This window comes from Bacillus sp. FJAT-29814 (genome assembly GCF_001510715.1).
Taxonomy (GTDB): Bacteria; Bacillota; Bacilli; order Bacillales; family Cytobacillaceae; genus Neobacillus.
Window position 1 is genome coordinate 75,197 of record NZ_LMTJ01000006.1, and the last position, 19,075, is coordinate 94,271.

Sequence of the window (19,075 nt, forward strand, 5' to 3'; positions counted from 1 at the left end):
ATCCGCCGTTCCTTTGCCCCCGTAATTTAGTCTGTCATTTAATAATTTCAATTCAATTAACGCTTTTTTAGCCCGTTGCTGATGGTAACTTTTATACAGTCAATAATCCTCTTCTGCTCTTCTAGAGTCATATTAGAACCTGACGGTAAACATATTCCTGTTTTAAAAAGTTTTTCAGATATATTCTCATTCTTGCTATGCGAATAATTCTTATTCTTCGCAAAAAGCGGCTGCATGTGAAGGGGTTTCCAAACATGTCTGGCTTCAATATTCTCCGATTCTAATGATTCAAGTAATTCATTGATTGACACACCCAATGTTTCATCTAAAGTTAAAGCAGTTAGCCACCGGGTAGAAAATGAATTTTCTAACTCAGGCATTAATGAGACAGCAAGAAACGGGCTTAATTCTTGTTGATAGATTTCAAAGATAGCTCTTCTTGCAGCAACCCTTTCCTCTAATACCTCCAATTGGCCTCTGCCTAATCCAGCTAAAATATTACTCATTCTATAGTTATAACCTAGTTCACTATGCTGGTAAAAAGGAGCCGGGTCTTTTGCTTGAGTTGCTAGGAAACGTGCTTTACTAAGAGCGTCTGTGTCATTGGAAACCAGCATCCCTCCACCTGAGGTTGTAATAATCTTATTGCCATTAAACGAATAGATTCCAAAATCACCAAACGTTCCACTCGCTTTTCCTTTAAACGTTGCACCTAGGGATTCTGCCGAATCTTCAATAATGGGAATCTGATATTCTTTACAAATGGATACTAGTTCATCCATTTTGGCGGACTGTCCGTAAAGATTAACGATTATCACTGCTTTTGGAAGTTTAGAAATACTTGCTGCCTCTTTAAGAGCTTCCTTAAGTGCTGATGGTGACATACTCCAAGTATCAGGTTCTGAATCGATGAAAACAGGATCTGCCCCTAGATACAATATGGGATTTGCACTTGCAACGAAAGTTAAACTTGAGCAAAAAACCGTATCCCCTTTTTGGACACCCAATAAAGAAAGTGCCAAATGAATGGCCGCAGTTCCCGAACTCACAGCAACTGCACCTTTGGCACCAACCAAACTAGCAACTTCCTTTTCGAATTCATCTACATTTGGTCCTAATGGAGCAACCCAGTTAGATGCAAATGCTTCTGATATATACTTCAGTTCTCCACCGCTCATATGAGGAGGAGACAGAAAAATTCGCTTTTTTACCGTTGTCTGCTGCAAATTGACACCTCCTATTCATAAACCAAATCAGTTCATTATATAGAAACAGAAACCTTTGACCATTCCACTTTTTGATTGGCAAGGCTAATCAGTTTTTCTCTTATTTCTTCTTTCTCCATGTTTAAGAAGGTTGAAAGGAATTCTTCGATTTCCTGAATATATAGTTTTGATGTCTTGCCAATATAAATCTTGGGATAAATTTGTTCCTCATGTACTTCATCTTCTTTTAGTAATTCTTCAAATAGCTTTTCTCCAGGCCTAATCCCTGAAAATTCAATTCCAATCTCCTCAACTGAGTTCCCTGATAATTTGATCAAATTTGTTGCCAAATCCACTATTTTAACCGGCTCCCCCATATCCAAAACAAATATCTCCCCACCCTGGGCAAGTGCGCCAGCCTGAATAACAAGTCTAGAGGCCTCTGGTATGGTCATAAAATAACGAACCATGTCTGGATGGGTAACGGTAACAGGGCCACCCCTTTCAATTTGTCTTTTGAACAAGGGAATGACGCTGCCTCGGCTCCCTAAAACGTTGCCAAACCGAACTGCAACAAATTTTGTACTGCCTTCCTGGTCCATCCACTGAATAATCATTTCGGCTAATCTTTTAGTTGCTCCCATAACACTAGTAGGGTTAACAGCCTTATCAGTAGAAATCATCACAAATGTTTTTACCTCATTTTCAAGTGCAGCATTAGCGACGTTTAGTGTGCCAATAAGATTATTTTTAACGGCTTCCTCCGGGTTCCGTTCCATTAAAGGAACGTGTTTATGTGCTGCCGCATGATATACCACATCGGGGCTATATGTTTTCATAATAATATTCATCTTTTCGGAATCCTGAATATCAGCAATCTCGGTAAAAATTTCGATTGAAGTTTCTCTAAAACTTTCCCGAAGCTCCAACTCAATTGAATAAATACTGTTTTCACCATGTCCTAACAAAATTAAAGTTTTGGGATTAAAACGGATAATCTGCCGGCATATTTCAGAACCAATTGACCCTCCAGCACCGGTAACAAGGACTTTTTTTTTGGAAATACTATTTGAAATAGATTCGATATCCAGTTCAATAGGTTCTCTTCCCAATAAATCTTCAACCTGAACATCTCGAAATTGATTCACTGAAACCTTTCCCGTAACCAAATCCTCCAGCTTCGGCAAAATTTGGGTTTTAGCTGTTGTTTTTGCACATTCCTTAAAAATGATATTTAATTGCCTCTTACTAAGTGATGGTATGGCAATTATGATATTTTCGATTTCCAGATTTTTTACCGTTTGTTGAATCATCTTAACGCCGCCGACTACAGAGATACCGAGGATATCCAGTTTTTGTTTTTGAATATCGTCATCGATAAATCCAACTGGACAAAGTTCCGAGTATTGCTCCTTTAATAACTGTCTTGCAATCATGATCCCAGCCGACCCGGCACCAATAATTAGTGTTCTTTTTTTACTTTGTTTGTTTTGTGAATGAAAGTCACGGAACAATCTAAAGCAAAACCTTGATCCCCCAATTAGCAAAATGTGGAGGGACCATGTTACTGCCAGCAGCCGAAAGTAAATTTCGTGAAATACCAACTTCTGCATAAAAGCGGCCAATATTATAGTAGCTGTGACTACCTTGAAAATAATCACCAATTCTCCTATACTTGCATATTTCCAGGCTTTTTTATAAAGTTTGAAGAAAAATGATAAAATATGATGACTTAGTAGGATGATTATGGAAGTTACTGTTATCGGAACCGTGATGACATCAAATGTAGCGTTAACCAAAAATCTACTCAAGAAAACTACAGATAAAACTATTAATGAATCTGCGAGAAAAAGCAGAGACAACCGTTTTCGGTAGGTCATGATCTCTCCCCTTTATTGGGTTTGTTTAAAAGTAATGTAATTAAAGACTATTATGATTTGGCTTATATAAGCCAAATCATAATAGTCTTTAATAAATCTGGGCATCTAACCCCCCCTCACATCACACTCTCGACGACAGGCGTCTAAGGTTACATGTAACCCACAGTATGACCGAGTGTCTCCATTGATAACGGAGAGGAGACATCACCAAACAATAAATTTTTATATCAAACCTATTCTACTTAGAGAGTCGAATAATCAAATTCGTTATTAAGAACATAATAAACCCTTCATCCTAAAATTACAAATTATAATAAAATACAAATTCATCCACACACACCCAATTATCGTCAATTCAAACCCGAATACCCACGATATGTAGCTCCTTAATTATGATTTAAGTCATATATGATTGTTTTATTTCAAATTTCATCATCTTTCGCACGAAAAGCCACGATAAAATGTTCTTTAAAAAGAACGTAAATTCACGTATAATATTTTTAAGATTGTCACCTCTATAAGGAGGATATTCGAAAAAATTCAACTAAATGCTTCAAAATACCCACCATTGCCATAAATTTATGACTTCCGCTACATACCTCAATGGCCTTACTCTTTCAAAACTTTGATATATGAGGAGAATATTATGATTGGAGACCGAATAAAAAAATTAAGAAAACAAAAGGGGATTTCATTAACAGAGCTTGCTGATCGCGCAGATATCTCAAAATCTTATCTCAGTAATATTGAACGGAATTTAAATCAAAATCCCTCCATTCACTTTTTAATGAAATTAGCAAAGCCCCTGGATGTCTCCATTGAATATTTGCTCACAGGAGCTGAAGTTGAGAAAACCATTGATGCGGAAAAAACCACACTTGATGAGGAATGGCAGACCATATTAGAAACTGCCATTAAAGACGGAATCAACAAAGAAGATTTCCGCGAATACATCAACTATATTAAATTTAAAATCTGGGAAAAGAATAAAGCGGATCAATAAAAGCGCTTACTTTAAAAATGTTTGGCAAATGCATTGACACTACTCCTTAGGTGTAGTAATTTTATTAATAATCTAAATATTAATTTTCTTATCAAGAGAGGTTGAGGGAAGGGCCCGATGACACCTCAGCAACCTTCAATGACTTGTTCATTGAAACGGTGCTAAGTCCTGCAAATGTTCGAGTTTGCGAGATAAGAAGAATGACCGAGTGAATAGTGCTTACAAAAGTCTTCTTCTTATAGAAGGCTTTTTTATTTTATTTGCAGACTTTAACACCAAAATACATTAAAGCCTAAAAGCGATTTATACCTACACAAGGAGTGTGCGTCATGTACAAAATTGATACGAAACTTGCCCAAATTGGAAATCGCAGTGAAACTGCAACAGGGACAGTGAATCCGCCGGTTTATTTTTCAACAGCCTATCGGCATGAAGGAATCGGGCAGTCCACCGGATTTGACTATTCAAGGACGGGGAACCCGACGCGCCAGCTCCTTGAAAAAACAATTGCTGAACTGGAGGCTGGCGACCAAGGCTTTGCTTGTTCATCCGGGATGGCAGCGATTTTTACGGTGCTTTCATTATTCCAGTCCGGGGATGAGTTGCTCGTAAGTGAAGATTTATACGGTGGGACGTATCGTCTACTAGAAAAAGGCTATAGAAAATACGGCTTAACAACCCAATATGTAAATACCTGTATTCCGGAGGAGATTGAACATAGGATCACCCCTCAAACAAAAGCTATTTTTCTGGAGACTCCGACTAATCCCCTCATGCAGGAATCGGATATTGCTGCAGTGGCCGAGATTGCCAAAAAACATGGGATTCTGCTGATTGTCGACAATACGTTCTACACACCTCTGTTGCAGCAGCCGATTAAGCAGGGTGCAGACATCGTTATCCATAGCGCCACCAAGTATCTGGGCGGCCATAATGATGTTCTCGCCGGACTGATTGTCGCCAAGGGCAAGGAACTTTGTGAAGATCTAGCCCTTTACCATAATGGCGCAGGAGCTGTGTTAAGCCCATTCGACTCTTGGCTGCTGATGCGCGGTATGAAGACTTTATCGCTCCGTTTGGAACGACATGAAAAAAATGCAAAGGCCATCGTCGACTATCTATCACAGCACGAGTCAGTAACTGACGTTTTATATCCAGGCCGCGGCGGGATGGTTTCGTTCCGCGTCAAAGACGAAACCTGGGTAAATCCGTTCCTGCAGAACTTAAAGCTGATTTCCTTTGCAGAAAGCCTTGGCGGCACCGAAAGCTTTATTACGTACCCGGCCACACAGACACATGCCGATATTCCTGAGGAAGTCCGGATTGAAAAAGGCGTGTGCAATCGACTTTTGCGTTTTTCCGTGGGAATTGAGGATGTAGAGGATTTAGTGGCAGACCTCCAACAGGCGTTTGCCAATATTCATGAAGGAGTGAGAGTATAATGGATTGCGAGAAATATAGTTTTGAAACGAGGCTGCTTCATAATCGCCATAAGATAGATGCCGCGACTGGGGCTGTCAGCGTGCCAATTCAGCATGCTTCCACCTTTCATCAATTTGATATCGACCAGTTTGGAAAATACGATTATGCCCGGAGCTTAAATCCGACGAGGGAAGCACTCGAAGATGTAATTGCCGAACTGGAAGGTGGCGTGAAAGGTTTTGCTTTTTCCTCAGGAATGGCAGCCATTTCAACTGCTTTCCTTCTGCTTTCTACCGGTGATCACATTGTCATCACGGAGGATGTTTATGGCGGAACCTTCCGGATGGTTACCCAAGTTCTGTCAAGGTTAGGAATCGAACATACTTTTGTCGATATGACTGACCTGGACCAGGTAAAACAGGCTATCCGCCAAAATACAAGAGCTTTTTATGTCGAGACTCCTTCCAATCCTTTATTGAAAGTCACGGATATTAGAGCGATCAGCCAAATGGCGAAAGAAATAGGGGCGCTTACGTTTGTCGATAACACGTTTCTGACGCCAACCCTGCAAAAGCCGTTGGAGCTTGGTGCGGATGTCGTGCTTCACAGTGCAACCAAGTTTTTATCGGGCCATAGTGATGTCGTCGCTGGGCTAGCCGTTGTGAAGGATGAGGACTTGGCGAACCGGCTTTACTTTTTGCAAAATTCCTTTGGCGCGATCCTTGGCGTTCAGGATGCCTGGCTCGTGTTAAGAGGCCTAAAGACGCTTCATGTCCGTTTGAAACAGTCACAAGAATCCACATTAAAGATTGCAAGATTTTTAGAATCACATCACCTTGTAGAAAAAGTCTATTACCCGGCTCTGGAACATCATCCTCAGCGTGAATTGCAAGCAGCCCAGGCAAGCGGTGCAGGAGCCGTACTTTCCTTTGAACTGGCAAACGAGGATGCGGTCCGTACCTTTGTATCAGAGGTGGAGATACCGGTCTTTGCCGTAAGTCTTGGCGCAGTCGAGTCGATTTTATCGTATCCGGCGAAAATGTCGCATGCGGCGATGCCACCAGCCGAACGGGAAAAGCGCGGCATAAAAAACAGCCTGCTTCGGTTATCCGTTGGACTGGAAGATCCCGATGATTTAATCAAGGATTTTTCCCAAGCTTTTGAAAAATTACAACAGAAGAACTTAGTACTGCAGCAAGGAGACTGACCATGGGCCTTTTAGAAAAATTGCATAACCAAATCTTAATTGCCGATGGCGCCATGGGAACGCTCCTTTATTCATATGGGACGGATTCCTGCTTTGAGGAATTGAATTTATCACATCCAGATCAAATTCAACATATCCACCAGGCCTATATTGCTGCCGGGGCGGATATTATCCAAACCAACACCTACGCCGCCAATTACTTGAAGCTTGGGCGTTATGGCTTGGAGGATTCAGTGAAGGACATTAATAGTGCCGCTGTCCGTAATGCAAAAAAGGCTGCCGGAAATGCCGCCTTTGTTCTCGGGACAATGGGCGGCAACCGCGGCATTAAACCGAACTCTATTCCTATAGAAGAAATTAAACGGAGCTTTCGCGAACAGCTTTATTGTCTGTTATTAGAAGATGTCGATGGGCTGTTGCTAGAGACATTTTATGACCTTGAAGAGCTTGAGACGATACTGTCGATTGCCCGAAAGGAAACAAAGCTGCCGATCATTGCCCAAGTTTCCCTTCAGGAACCAAGCAATTTGCAAGACCAAACTCCTGTTAACGAGGCGTTAAAAAGGCTGGAGACCCTTGGTGCCGATGTCGTCGGCCTTAATTGCCGGCTTGGCCCGCACCATATGCTGCTTGCCCTTGAACAAATTGAATTGCCAAAGCACGCATTTCTTTCTGCTTATCCGAATGCCAGCCTTCCTTCCTATACCGATGGAAAGTTTCATTATGATGGGGATGCGGAATACTTTCGCAGGTCAGCCCTCGAGTTTCGCAAACAGGGCATCCGTCTTTTAGGCGGCTGCTGTGGAACAACACCTGAGCATATTCGCGCATTTGCTGCTGCATTGAAAGAAAGTACCCCGGTTACTGAAAAAGTAGTAAAATTAAAAGCGGAAAAGATTATTGTTGAAGAGCAGAGTGTAACAAGGGACTACGCCCCTCTTCAGGATATTGTCAAGGAAAGACCGTCTGTTATTGTCGAATTAGATCCGCCAAGGAAGCTGGACACGACCAAGTTTTTCGAAGGCGCCCGAGCTTTGAAGGGAGCAGGAATCGATGCGATTACGTTAGCCGATAATTCGCTTGCGACAGTCAGGATTTCTAATGAATCATTAGGGTACCTGTTAAAATCAGAATTAGGAATGAGGCCATTAATTCATATTGCCTGCCGCGACCGTAATATTATCGGCCTGCAATCGCACTTAATGGGGCTGCATACGCTTGGCATGCATGATGTATTGGCCATTACCGGCGATCCGGCCCGTGTCGGTGACTTCCCTGGAGCCTCTTCCGTTTATGATGTTTCCTCATTTGAACTAATTCAAATGATCAAACAGCTAAATGAAGGGTTGTCTTTTTCCGGTAAAGACCTTGGGCAGAAAACGGCATTCAGCATTGCTGCCGCCTTTAACCCGAATGTCAGGTCACTTGAAAAAGCAGTTAAACGCCTCGAGAAAAAGATTGATTGCGGCGCTGATTACTTTATCTCGCAGCCTGTGTTTTCAGAGGAAAAATTGCTGGAAATTCATGATCAGACCAAACACCTGGATGCACCCATTTATATTGGACTGATGCCGCTGACCAGCAGCAAAAACGCCGAGTTCCTTCATAATGAGGTTCCTGGCATCAAAATTGCCGACTCTATTCGGGACCGGATGGCGTCATTGTCCGACCCTGTTCTTGCGGCACAGGAAGGAATCGCCATTACAAAATCGTTAGTCGATACAGCACTGGATTTATTTAACGGAATCTATTTCATTACACCATTTTTACGTTATGAGCTAACCGCTGAACTGGCACTTTATGCCAACCAGCGTGCTCGTGAACTAAGGGGGAACAGCTATGCCGAGACCACCATTTACTGAACAATTGAAAAAACGCATTCTTGTCATGGACGGGGCAATGGGAACCATGCTGCAGCGAGCCGAGCTTACCCCAGAAGATTTTGGCGGTGAGGAATACGACGGCTGCAACGAAAATTTAAATCTAACTGCCCCTTCGGTTATTGCCGGCATTCACCGTGAATATTTAGTGGCCGGGGCCGATATTCTCGAGACCAATACTTTTGGTGCTACCAGCATTGTCCTTGATGAATATGGGCTCGGATATAAGGCCTATGAAATTAATAAAATTGCAGCGCAGATTGCGGTGTCGGAAGTGGTGAAGGCCTCCACTGATGATTGGCCCCGCTATGTCGCCGGTTCGATGGGACCAACGACAAAAACATTGAGTGTAACCGTGGGCACTACCTTCGACGCACTTGCTGCATCCTATGAAGAACAAGCACTTGGTTTGATTGACGGCGGAGTTGACCTGCTCCTGCTTGAAACAAGCCAGGATATGCTAAATGTCAAAGCAGGCTTCGTCGGCATTCAAAATGCTTTTACCAAAACAGGCAAAACACTGCCGTTGTTTATCTCCGGTACGATTGAACCAATGGGAACCACTCTTGCTGGCCAAACGATTGATTCGTTTTTCATATCAGTTGAGCATATGAATCCTGTGGCAGTCGGCTTAAACTGCGCCACCGGACCGGAATTCATGCAGGATCATGTTCGTACCTTGGCCGGCCTAGCTTCTACCGCGGTTAGCTGCTATCCAAATGCCGGCTTGCCGGACGAGGAAGGGCACTATCATGAAACACCGGAAACCCTCGCGAAAAAACTGGCTGATTTTGCTGCCCATGGCTGGCTCAATATTGTCGGCGGCTGCTGCGGAACAACCCCTGAACATATTCGTGCTATTTCCGAAGTAATGAAAGAATTTAAGCCGAGGGAATTTTCGCCTAATCCTGTGCACATGGTATCTGGGATTGACCCGTTCATTTACGACGATCCAACTTTACGGCCAATCATGGTCGGCGAGCGAACCAATGTCATCGGATCCCGCAAATTTAAACGTCTGATTGCGGAAGGGAAATTTGAGGAAGCAGCCGAAGTCGCCCGGGCGCAGGTGAAGGGCGGTGCGCATGTCATCGACATTTGTCTTGCCGACCCGGACCGTGATGAGCTTATCGATATGGAAAACTTCATTAAAGAAGTCGTCAAAAAGGTCAAAGTGCCGCTTGTAATTGACTCCACCGATGATAAGGTCATTGAAAAAGCGCTAAAATATTCGCAAGGGAAATCTATTATCAACTCGATTAACCTTGAGGATGGCGAAGAACGTTTTGAAGCGGTTGTTCCCCTTATTCATCGATACGGCGCTGCTGTTGTGGTCGGAACGATTGATGAAAAAGGAATGGGCGTCACGGCGGAAAAGAAATTGGAAATTGCCAAGCGTTCCTATGACCTGTTAGTGAATAAATATGGTTTGAAACCGCAGGACCTGATTTTTGACCCATTGGTTTTTCCAGTTGGTACCGGGGATGAGCAATACATCGGGTCTGCTAAAGCGACTGTTGATGGAATCCGGTTGATTAAAGAACAGTTGCCGGGCGTGCAAACAATTCTTGGAATCAGTAATGTCTCCTTTGGACTGCCTCCGGTTGGCCGTGAAATTTTGAATTCCGTTTTCCTATATCATTGTACCCAGGCAGGACTCGACTACGCGATTGTCAATACGGAAAAATTGGAACGGTTCGCTTCAATTTCCAAGGAAGAAGTCGCACTTGCCGAAGCCCTTCTGTTTGATACAACCGATGAAACCTTAGCTACGTTTACCAATTTTTATCGCGATAAAAAGAAGGAAGCGAAAGTGACTGGGACGGATATGACCCTTGAGGAACGGCTTGCCTATTATGTGGTGGAAGGTACAAAGGAAGGTCTGCTGCCTGATTTGGAATTAGCATTGGCGCAATATCCTGCCCCACTCGATATTATCAATGGTCCGTTAATGGACGGGATGAAGGAAGTCGGCCGGTTATTTAATGACAACCAATTGATTGTTGCCGAGGTACTGCAAAGTGCCGAAGTTATGAAAGCCGCGGTTTCCTATTTGGAACCGTTTATGGAAAAAGGCGACGTGTCTGCTTCTAAGGGTAAAGTACTGCTTGCGACCGTTAAAGGAGATGTCCATGATATTGGCAAAAATCTTGTCGACATTATCCTTAGTAACAACGGCTATAATGTGATTGACCTTGGGATTAAAGTGACTCCGGCGGAGCTGATTAAAGCCATTCGGGAGGAAAAACCGGATATTGTCGGTCTGTCTGGACTCCTGGTTAAGTCCGCTCAGCAAATGGTGTTAACTGCACAAGATATGAAGGAAGCTGGGATCGATCTGCCGATTATGGTTGGCGGTGCCGCCCTGTCACGGAAATTTACTGACACAAAAATTTCCAAGGAATATGACGGCCTCGTTTTGTATGCAAAGGATGCGATGAATGGCTTAAGTCTTGCAAACCAGCTACAATCCCCAGAGGAACTTGAAAAGCTGATTGCCGAAAAACAGGAAAAGTTGGCCAAGGTGGATGTGCCGCTTGATTTGCCTAGCAGGTCCGTGTCCTCGGTGGCCGTCAAGCCAAAACCGGCAGTCTCGACCACGGTGCCCGTGTTTGTTCCGAAAGATACAAAACGGCACGTATTAAAATCGTATTCCTTATCCCATGTGGAACCCTATATCAATATGCAAATGTTGCTGGGCCACCATCTTGGTGTGAAGGGGAAAATCGCCAAGCAGATTGCCGAAAAGGACGAAAAGGCTTTGAAGGTCAAAGAGATGGTCGATCAGCTATTATTGGATGCAAACGCTAATGGCTGGATCAAACCGGCTGCAGTGTATCAGTTTTTCCCGGCGCAATCGGATGGGAATAAGATTTATATCTATAATCCGGATAATCACAGCCAGATTATTGAAACATTTGACTTCCCGCGTCAGGATTCGAGCCCGCATCTTTGTTTGGCAGACTTCTTAAAGCCTGTTGACAGTGGCGTGATGGATTATGTCGGTTTCTTTACCGTAACGGCCGGGCGGGGAATACGCGAAGTTGCCGATGGGTTGAAAAATGAGGGCCGCTTCTTGGAAAGCCACGCGCTTCAATCGCTGGCACTTGAAAGCGCCGAAGGTTTAGCCGAGTTGATTCACCGGCAAATGCGCGACCGCTGGGGCTTCCCGGATCCGCTTACGTTTACGATGCAAGACCGGTTTGCTGCTAAATATCAAGGCCAGCGCTTTTCGTTCGGTTATCCGGCCTGTCCAGATTTAGAAGATCAGAAGAAGCTGTTTAGATTAATTGAACCGGAGAATATCGGTGTTAATCTCACCGAAGGCTGCATGATGGAACCGGAGGCCTCCGTCTCTGCGATGGTCTTTGCCCATCCGGAAGCAAGGTATTTTAATGTGTTGAGATAAATTTTGGAAAGAAGCCGCAGATACATTCTGCGGCTATTTATATGGAGAATCGATTGTTTTTTCGGTAATTTTACTGGGTTATTCGCCGAGAATGGCTCGATATTCGCCAAACTTCTTGAACTATTCGCCGAATTGGTGGAGTTATTCGCCGAATACCACAGTTTATTCGCCAAACTATCAATAAAGGCATAATCTCATTGCCATGTGGGGCATTCCTTGACAATTTTCAAGTTTTTCATTATAGTTACCTAGGTAACTAATCTTAAAATTGGAGCGTCTTATGTATAGCCACGAACTCTTCCATACTCTTCACCAGCTTTCACGCCGTCTTACCAACAAACTCAATGAAGCTCTAAAACCAACAGGTTTGTACGGTTCGCAATGGGCCGTTATTTTTGTTTTAAAAGAAAAATCCTCTTTGACTCAAAAGGAATTGTCAGAATATCTGGCTGTTGAGGCCCCGCCAATGACAAGAACGATTCAACGGCTTGTTAAACAAGGATATGTGAAGCAGGTGCCCGGGCAGCATGATAAACGGGAAAAGCGTGTGGAATTGACTGACGAGGCTTTGGCGAGGTATCCAGAGTGGGAACGGATCGTAAAAGAAGTAAATAAAGCTTTATTAAACGGACTTTCAGAAGAAAAACAAAAAGAACTGCTTCAACTGCAAAAAGGCTGGCTGGAACAACTTTTCTAAAAAGGAGTGCATTTAATGACTAAACCGAAATTATGGACAAAGGATTTTATCAGTGTTTCTTCAAGTAACTTTTTCTTATTTTTAACATTCTATATCTTGCTCGTCACCCTTCCAAGCTATGCATTGGATGAACTTCATACAAGCGCAACCGAGGCAGGTTTAATGACAACCATCTTTCTGCTCTCCGCCATCATCTCTCGCCCTCTTGCCGGCCAATGGCTAGAACATGCTGGAAACAAAAAAGTTTTGTTAACAGCGCTGATTCTATTTGCCGTAGCAGCGCCACTATATTTAATTCCAAAAACAGTAATTGGGTTCTTAGCAATCCGACTGTTGCATGGTATAGGCTTTGGGATGGCTACCACCGCTGTAGGCGCCATTGTAGCCGATATCATTCCTACTGCCCGCCGTGGTGAAGGGATGGGATACTTTGTTTTATCAACAAATATGGCCATGGTGTTGGGACCATTTGTCGGTTTGATGACCATCCAACAATGGGGCGCAAAAGCAATGTTTATTCTAAGCATTGCCATAGCAATCGGGGCCCTGCTCACTGGTTTAAGCGTCAAGATTGCAAAACCGGAACAAGATAATCAAATCGAAGTGCTTTCAAGCTTTTCGATTCGCGGCTTATTTGAAGCATCCGCCGTTCCAATTGCGATTGTCGGCAGCTTTTTGGCCATCGTCTATTCGGCACTTCTATCATTTGTATCCATCTATGCTGTAGAAATTCACGTAGAGAATGTTGCGAGCTTGTTTTTTGTTGTTTATGCGGTCGTGCTGCTGATTTCAAGACCGTTTACAGGAAAATGGCTTGATCGATACGGCCCAAACGTCATTTCTTATCCTTGCATTGTTCTTTTCGCAATCGGCATGTTCGTGTTAAGTCAAAGTAGCGGGGCGGTAACATTCCTTATTGCTGCTGGACTGATTGGGTTAGGCTGGGGAACGCTGTTTCCGACGTTCCAAACGATTGCAATCCAAAATGCCGAGCCAAGAAAACGTGGTCTGGCAACAGCGACCTTTTTATCCATTTATGATATAGGCATTGCATTGGGATCACTTTTTGTAGGTATGGTGGCTGCAAAAATGGACTATAGTACGCTATATTTCCTTTGCACATTCTACGTATTAATCGGGGCAATTCTTTTTTACTTCCTGCATACGAAAAAGAAAGCCGCTGCTGAAAAATCGACAAACAGTCAGCATACAAAAGTTCAGGAAATCAGATAATTCCGTTTACAATACTCCTTCACATACTATATAATGTATTATTAACCAAATATTGGAGGAGTGATGAACGTGGCGAAATCAAAAGCCAAGAAGCTACGCGAAAAACTTGCCCGCGAAGGAAAACTGAATCCGGAAGTAAAGCGGAGCCCATTTGTTTTCAGCGACATGAGAACCCGGTTGACCAAAACCAAAAAGGATTATTTGTATCAATTTAAACAAAAGAACCATCAATCCCAAGACGGAAACGATGGTTCTTTTTATTTTGTCCTCGACAGCGACGACAAATGCTTGATTAAAATTTGTCTCTCTTTATAAAGCTGGTGTGCTTCCTCTATTGAAACCGTGGTGAACTGTGTAATGGTGTCAGGCACCGCTTGCGCCAATTTGGGGATATCGACTGAAATCACGGTCCCAATTCGGGTATAACCACCGGTGGTTTGCCGTTCGGCCATTAGGATGATCGGCTCTCCGCTGGCGGGGACTTGGATTCCGCCTAGTGGTACTGGGTCGGAGACGATATCTGGACCAGCCAAGTGTTCAAGTATGGGCCCTTTAAGCTGGTAACCCATTCGGTTGGATTGGGGTGAAATTGCATATTCCCCGTTATGAAACCTTTCAATACTCGCTTCAGTAAACATATGCTGATGCGGTCCTACAATAACTCGAAGCTGGAGCTCCTTTTTGTATTCCGGAATCAATTTCGGATGTAATGCTCTAAAAGGTTTCCTTAAAACTGGGGTTCCCCGCAAAATGTCCCCCTTTTGCAGTGCACGTCCTTCATACCCGCCAAAGCCCCCATTTAAAAATGTCGATTTGCTTCCCAAAATAATCGGAACGTCCAGTCCGCCGGCCACAGCGATAAAAGTCCTTGCTCCCACTTTGCAGGCACCAACCGAGAGAACCTGCCCCTTTTTTAGCAGAAAGCTTTTCCACTGCGGAACCTCTTCACCATCGACCTGAGGAGAAAAATCCCCTCCACAAATCGCGATGACCATATTAGCCTGTGCCTCCAACACTGGACCAACAAAAGAAATTTCCAGACCTGCTTCTCCCGGACCGTTACCAACGAGAATATTTGCCATTTGCAATGAATAAGGATCCATCGCTCCCGATGGACTAATCCCAAATTGCTGGTAACCATATCTCCCTAAATCTTGGACAGTTGTTTGCAATCCTGGCTTTATTACTTTAAAAATTTCTGTCGACATTAGGAACGCCAGCTTTCCCTAACTGAAATATCATTCATTTTAAGAGCAGCTCTTAAGTTCCGGACGAATTTCAAGGCATGCGGTTCGTCACCATGAACGCAGATTGTATCCGCTTGAATATCAATTTCTGCCCCGTTTACGGCTGGCACTTTACCTTCCGTAATCATGCGAATCACCCTGGTCACCGCAAGTTCTGAGTTATGAACCATTGCATTTGCATCCTTCCTTGAGGTTAATGAACCGTCCGGCTGATAAGTTCTGTCGGCAAACACTTCTTCGGCAACAAGGAGTCCTGTATTTTTCCCTTCCTTGACCAGTTCGCTGCCGCCAAGTCCATATAACACCAATGAAGAATCCACATCAGCTACGGCATGGGCAATTGCCCCAGCCAATTCTTTACTCTTTGCCGCCATATTATATAATGCCCCGTGTGGCTTTACATGAGAAAGCCTAGTTCCGCATGCTAAACAAACAGCCGCCAGCGCTCCGATTTGATAGACGACCAAATGATAAATTTCCCGTGCAGAAATCTGCATTTCTCTGCGTCCAAACCCGGCCAAATCCGGAAGCCCCGGATGGGCGCCAATTCGGACGCCATATTTTTGTGCCAACCTCACCGTTTCAAACATGACATTATGGTCACCGGCATGATAGCCGCAGGCAATATTGGCTGAAGATATATATGGTAAAATCTCCTGATCGTTGCCAACCTTAAACGCGCCAAAGCTTTCCCCCAAATCAGCATTTAAATCGATTACTTTCACTTCTGCTCTCCCCCCTTTAAGTATGTTTTTACCTTGTATTTATCTTCCGCTGCCAATTGCTTAATCCTGACAAACTCAGCTCCATCGATTGGGTAAAATTTAATGTAATTCCCCGCCGACAATAGAACCGGTGATGGTTTCGTGATATCGAATAGCTTTACTGGCGTAATCCCGAGAATTCTCCAGCCTGATGGAACCTTTGAAGGATAAATACCGGTCTGGTTCCCGCCAATTCCGACTGAGCCAGCTGCCACACTTGGTCTCGGATGTTCAAGCCGCTGGACCGTGAGCTTCGGTGATAGCCCCCCAAGATAAGGGAACCCCGGGACAAACCCCATCATATAAATTAGGTATTCCTGTCCGCAGTGAAGCGCGATTACCTCCTCTTCAGTCAAGTGATGATATTTGGCTAAATAAGAAAGGTCAGGACCTGTTTTACCGCCGTACAAAACGGGTATTTCATAAACCCTTGCCACTCCATCTGGTGAATGGCTTGAGGCTGCAAAAACTTTTTTGATTAAAGTTGATAATTTTTCATAAGAGATATCCTCAGGCCGATAGTAAATCGCAACCGTTGTGTAGGCCGGCACCCATTCGATAATCTCGGTTATTTTTTCAATAGAAAGGCGGACGATAAATTGTTGGATTTGCTTATGTGTGGTTTCATTAATTTCATTGCCGAAAGAAACCCGGATCGCCGTATCCCCAAGGGGTTCAAACTCAATCATAGCAATCTCCTATTTTCCTTTTGATTTTAAAGTATATGTTAACCGGATAGATTTCAAGTGAAATATATTTCGATTTGCAAATATTCTAAATTAAGCATTAAATTTTACATTCGTTTCGGTTTTGGCTATGCTAATTATTGTAAAAGAATAATTTGGGAGGTCTTCAAATGTTTGATGTATTGATTGTGGGCGCCGGACCTGCCGGGGCAAGTGCAGCGATTTTTACAGCAAAAGCTGGTAAAAGCACTTTAGTGATTGATAATGATAAAAGCGTAACCAAAAGAGCCTGGATTGAAAATCATTATGGTGTAAAAGAAGTAACCGGTCCGGACCTTGTGGAAACTGGTAAAGAGCAGGCTCGCAAATTTGGTGCTGAATTTACCGTTGCTACTGTAACAAACATTAGCAAAACGGATGACGGTTTCAAAGTTGAAACCGACGGAAATGAATATGAAGCAAAGCATGTGATCGTTGCGACCGGGATGTTGGCCGATCTTGCTGAAAAAGCAGGCTTAAATACTAAACCAGGTACTGAGCCAAGAGTGAGGACCATTCTTGATGTTGATGCATCCGGAAAAACAAATGTTGACGGCGTTTGGGCAGCAGGCACAATTGCCGGTGTGAGCATGCATACCATTATTACAGCCGGTGACGGAGCAAAGGTTGCCATCAACGTCATTAGCGAACTCAACGGCGAGCGTTACGTTGACCACGATGTATTAAAAGCGTAAGGCAATATAATTGTTAGAATCCCTTTTTGATGAAGGGGTTCTTTTTTTGTATTAACATCTGTTATTTTATGGTAGGAATCGATTAAAATATGAATTGGGAGGAGGAATCCGGCACAAACTGCCCACGTTTTACACCCCTATTTAGAAGGAGCTATTTGATGATTAAACAAGACAATACTATTAAATTGGTTGTTACCGGCTTATTACTTGCCATCTTAATGTCGGCTATGGACAATACCATTGTGGCAACGGCAATGGCAACCATTGTTTCTGACCTAGGAGGCTTTGACAAATTTGTTTGGGTCACTTCGGCCTATATGGTCGCCGTAATGGCCGGAATGCCGATATTCGGGAAGCTTTCTGATATGTATGGAAGGAAGCGCTTCTTTATTTTTGGCTTAGTTGTTTTCCTGATAGGCTCTGCCTTATGCGGCATCGCACAGTCCATCGTTCAGTTAAGCATTTACCGGGCGATTCAAGGGATTGGCGGCGGGGCGCTGATGCCAATTGCTTTTACGATAGTCTTTGATATTTTCCCCCCGGAGAAACGCGGAAAAATGACTGGACTGCTTGGTGCTGTTTTTGGTATTTCAAGCGTCTTAGGACCACTATTAGGGGCATATATTACCGACTATATTAGCTGGCATTGGATCTTTTATGTGAATATACCGCTTGGACTAATTTCTATATTTTTAATCAGCTATTATTATAAGGAGTCGTTACAGCACTCCAAACAAAAAATTGATTGGCTTGGAGCGATCACTCTTGTAATTTCTGTTATCAGTTTAATGTTCGCTTTGGAGCTTGGCGGCAAAGAGTATACTTGGGACTCTGTACCGATTATTAGTTTATTTGTGAGCTTTTTTGTGTTTTTTGTGGTGTTTTTTATTGCCGAATTTAATGCAGAGGAACCAATTCTACCGCTATGGCTGTTTAAACGGCGCTTGTTTGCAGCTTCGCAACTACTTGCATTCTTATATGGAGGCACGTTCATCATATTAACCGTGTTTATTCCCATTTTTGTTCAAGCTGTTTACGGCGGAAGTGCCAAGAATGCTGGGTTGATCTTAACACCAATGATGCTTGGATCCGTAGTTGGCAGTTCGATTGGCGGGATATTCCTAACTAAGACGTCATACCGAAATTTAATGTTTGTTTCGATTGTTTCCTATATGGTGGGCATGTACTTTTTAGGAACAATGAATGAGGACACCTCCCGCGTGCTGTTAACGGTGTATATGATTCTAGTTGGGTTCGGAGTCGGCTTCTCGTTTTCACTACTGCCGACCGCCTCCCTTCACAATCTAGAGCCGCAATATCGTGGGACAGCTAATTCCACTAATTCGTTTTTGCGTTCGTTTGGAATGACGTTGGGGATAACCATTTACGGTACCATTCAAAATAATGTTTTTACAGATCAGCTAAAAGAGGCATTCAAAGGAATGGCTGGTGCTAGAGGCAGTGGCTTTAAAATGGGGGACCCGCGAGAAATATTCACAGAAAGCGAGCGGGTTAAGATTCCAGATTTTATTTTAGATAAAATCATCCATGCGTTGTCTGAGTCGATTACATTTACATTTATGCTAACATTGATTCCCATCGCGCTTGCGGCACTCACAATTTTCTTTATGGGAAATGCACGGGTTGAGGTTACAAAAGAGTCATCGAAAGGATAAACTTTCTTCTCCCAGTACGTGGGGTAGCACAA

At 43.4% G+C, this 19,075-nt stretch carries 15 protein-coding genes and 1 riboswitch; of the genes, 10 read left to right on the forward strand and 5 right to left on the reverse strand.

Annotated features, from left to right (window positions below):
• Positions 1-56 precede the first annotated feature (56 nt).
• Positions 57-1,178 carry an aminotransferase class I/II-fold pyridoxal phosphate-dependent enzyme gene (locus AR334_RS17175; protein WP_066315351.1) on the reverse strand — a complete coding sequence of 374 codons (1,122 nt, stop codon included), beginning with the start codon at positions 1,176-1,178 and terminating at the stop codon, positions 57-59.
• 83 nt (positions 1,179-1,261) lie between these two features.
• A complete protein-coding gene (locus AR334_RS17180; protein ID WP_066314124.1) occupies positions 1,262-3,085 on the reverse strand; it encodes a nucleoside-diphosphate sugar epimerase/dehydratase in 1,824 nt (607 codons plus the stop codon).
• Positions 3,086-3,731: 646 nt separating this feature from the next.
• On the opposite strand from AR334_RS17180, the gene AR334_RS17185 reads away from it, so the two are divergent.
• The 8 genes from AR334_RS17185 to AR334_RS17220 all read left to right on the forward strand — a co-directional run bounded on the left by AR334_RS17185 (position 3,732) and on the right by AR334_RS17220 (position 14,251).
• Positions 3,732-4,088, forward strand: coding sequence for an XRE family transcriptional regulator (locus AR334_RS17185; RefSeq protein WP_066314128.1), 357 nt, complete (start codon positions 3,732-3,734; stop codon positions 4,086-4,088).
• Positions 4,089-4,173: 85 nt separating this feature from the next.
• Positions 4,174-4,286, forward strand: a riboswitch (SAM riboswitch).
• A 131-nt stretch (positions 4,287-4,417) separates the two neighbouring features.
• On the forward strand, positions 4,418-5,530 hold the full coding sequence (locus tag AR334_RS17190) for a methionine biosynthesis PLP-dependent protein (RefSeq protein WP_066314131.1): 1,113 nt from the start codon (positions 4,418-4,420) through the stop codon (positions 5,528-5,530).
• Positions 5,530-6,717 carry a cystathionine beta-lyase gene (gene metC, locus AR334_RS17195; RefSeq protein WP_066314134.1) on the forward strand — a complete coding sequence of 396 codons (1,188 nt, stop codon included), beginning with the start codon at positions 5,530-5,532 and terminating at the stop codon, positions 6,715-6,717. Before AR334_RS17190 ends, metC begins: the two co-directional genes overlap by 1 nt.
• A 2-nt stretch (positions 6,718-6,719) precedes the next feature.
• Positions 6,720-8,579 carry a bifunctional homocysteine S-methyltransferase/methylenetetrahydrofolate reductase gene (locus AR334_RS17200; RefSeq protein WP_066314136.1) on the forward strand — a complete coding sequence of 620 codons (1,860 nt, stop codon included), beginning with the start codon at positions 6,720-6,722 and terminating at the stop codon, positions 8,577-8,579.
• The gene (metH, locus tag AR334_RS17205) at positions 8,557-12,006 is read left to right on the forward strand and encodes a methionine synthase (protein WP_066314137.1); all 3,450 of its coding nucleotides are present in this window, start codon (positions 8,557-8,559) and stop codon (positions 12,004-12,006) included. The genes AR334_RS17200 and metH overlap by 23 nt, the downstream gene beginning before the upstream one ends.
• 280 nt (positions 12,007-12,286) lie before the next feature.
• Complete coding sequence (locus tag AR334_RS17210) at positions 12,287-12,703, forward strand: MarR family winged helix-turn-helix transcriptional regulator (RefSeq protein ID WP_066314138.1); 417 nt, start codon at positions 12,287-12,289, stop codon at positions 12,701-12,703.
• Between the two features lie 15 nt (positions 12,704-12,718).
• Positions 12,719-13,936, forward strand: coding sequence for an MFS transporter (locus AR334_RS17215; RefSeq protein WP_066314143.1), 1,218 nt, complete (start codon positions 12,719-12,721; stop codon positions 13,934-13,936).
• A 69-nt stretch (positions 13,937-14,005) separates the two neighbouring features.
• Positions 14,006-14,251: a hypothetical protein gene (locus tag AR334_RS17220; RefSeq protein WP_082693019.1), complete on the forward strand. Its 246-nt coding sequence runs from the start codon at positions 14,006-14,008 to the stop codon at positions 14,249-14,251.
• On the opposite strand, the gene AR334_RS17225 is transcribed toward AR334_RS17220, so the two are convergent.
• From AR334_RS17225 to pxpB, 3 genes are read right to left on the reverse strand one after another with little or no spacing between them, the layout of a single operon-like run.
• Entirely contained in the window at positions 14,194-15,144 is a 951-nt protein-coding gene (locus AR334_RS17225) for a biotin-dependent carboxyltransferase family protein (protein WP_066314148.1), read from the reverse strand. The genes AR334_RS17220 and AR334_RS17225 overlap by 58 nt on opposite strands.
• Positions 15,144-15,908: a 5-oxoprolinase subunit PxpA gene (locus tag AR334_RS17230; protein ID WP_066314149.1), complete on the reverse strand. Its 765-nt coding sequence runs from the start codon at positions 15,906-15,908 to the stop codon at positions 15,144-15,146. Before AR334_RS17230 ends, AR334_RS17225 begins: the two co-directional genes overlap by 1 nt.
• A complete protein-coding gene (gene pxpB, locus AR334_RS17235) occupies positions 15,905-16,636 on the reverse strand; it encodes a 5-oxoprolinase subunit PxpB (protein ID WP_082692995.1) in 732 nt (243 codons plus the stop codon). The genes AR334_RS17230 and pxpB overlap by 4 nt, the downstream gene beginning before the upstream one ends.
• 167 nt (positions 16,637-16,803) lie before the next feature.
• Between pxpB and AR334_RS17240 the strand changes: the two genes are divergently transcribed.
• Positions 16,804-17,367 carry an FAD-dependent oxidoreductase gene (locus tag AR334_RS17240; RefSeq protein WP_066314151.1) on the forward strand — a complete coding sequence of 188 codons (564 nt, stop codon included), beginning with the start codon at positions 16,804-16,806 and terminating at the stop codon, positions 17,365-17,367.
• A 158-nt stretch (positions 17,368-17,525) separates the two neighbouring features.
• Positions 17,526-19,043 (forward strand): MDR family MFS transporter, encoded by a 1,518-nt coding sequence (locus AR334_RS17245; RefSeq protein WP_066314156.1) that lies wholly within the window; start codon positions 17,526-17,528, stop codon positions 19,041-19,043.
• Positions 19,044-19,075: the final 32 nt, after the last annotated feature.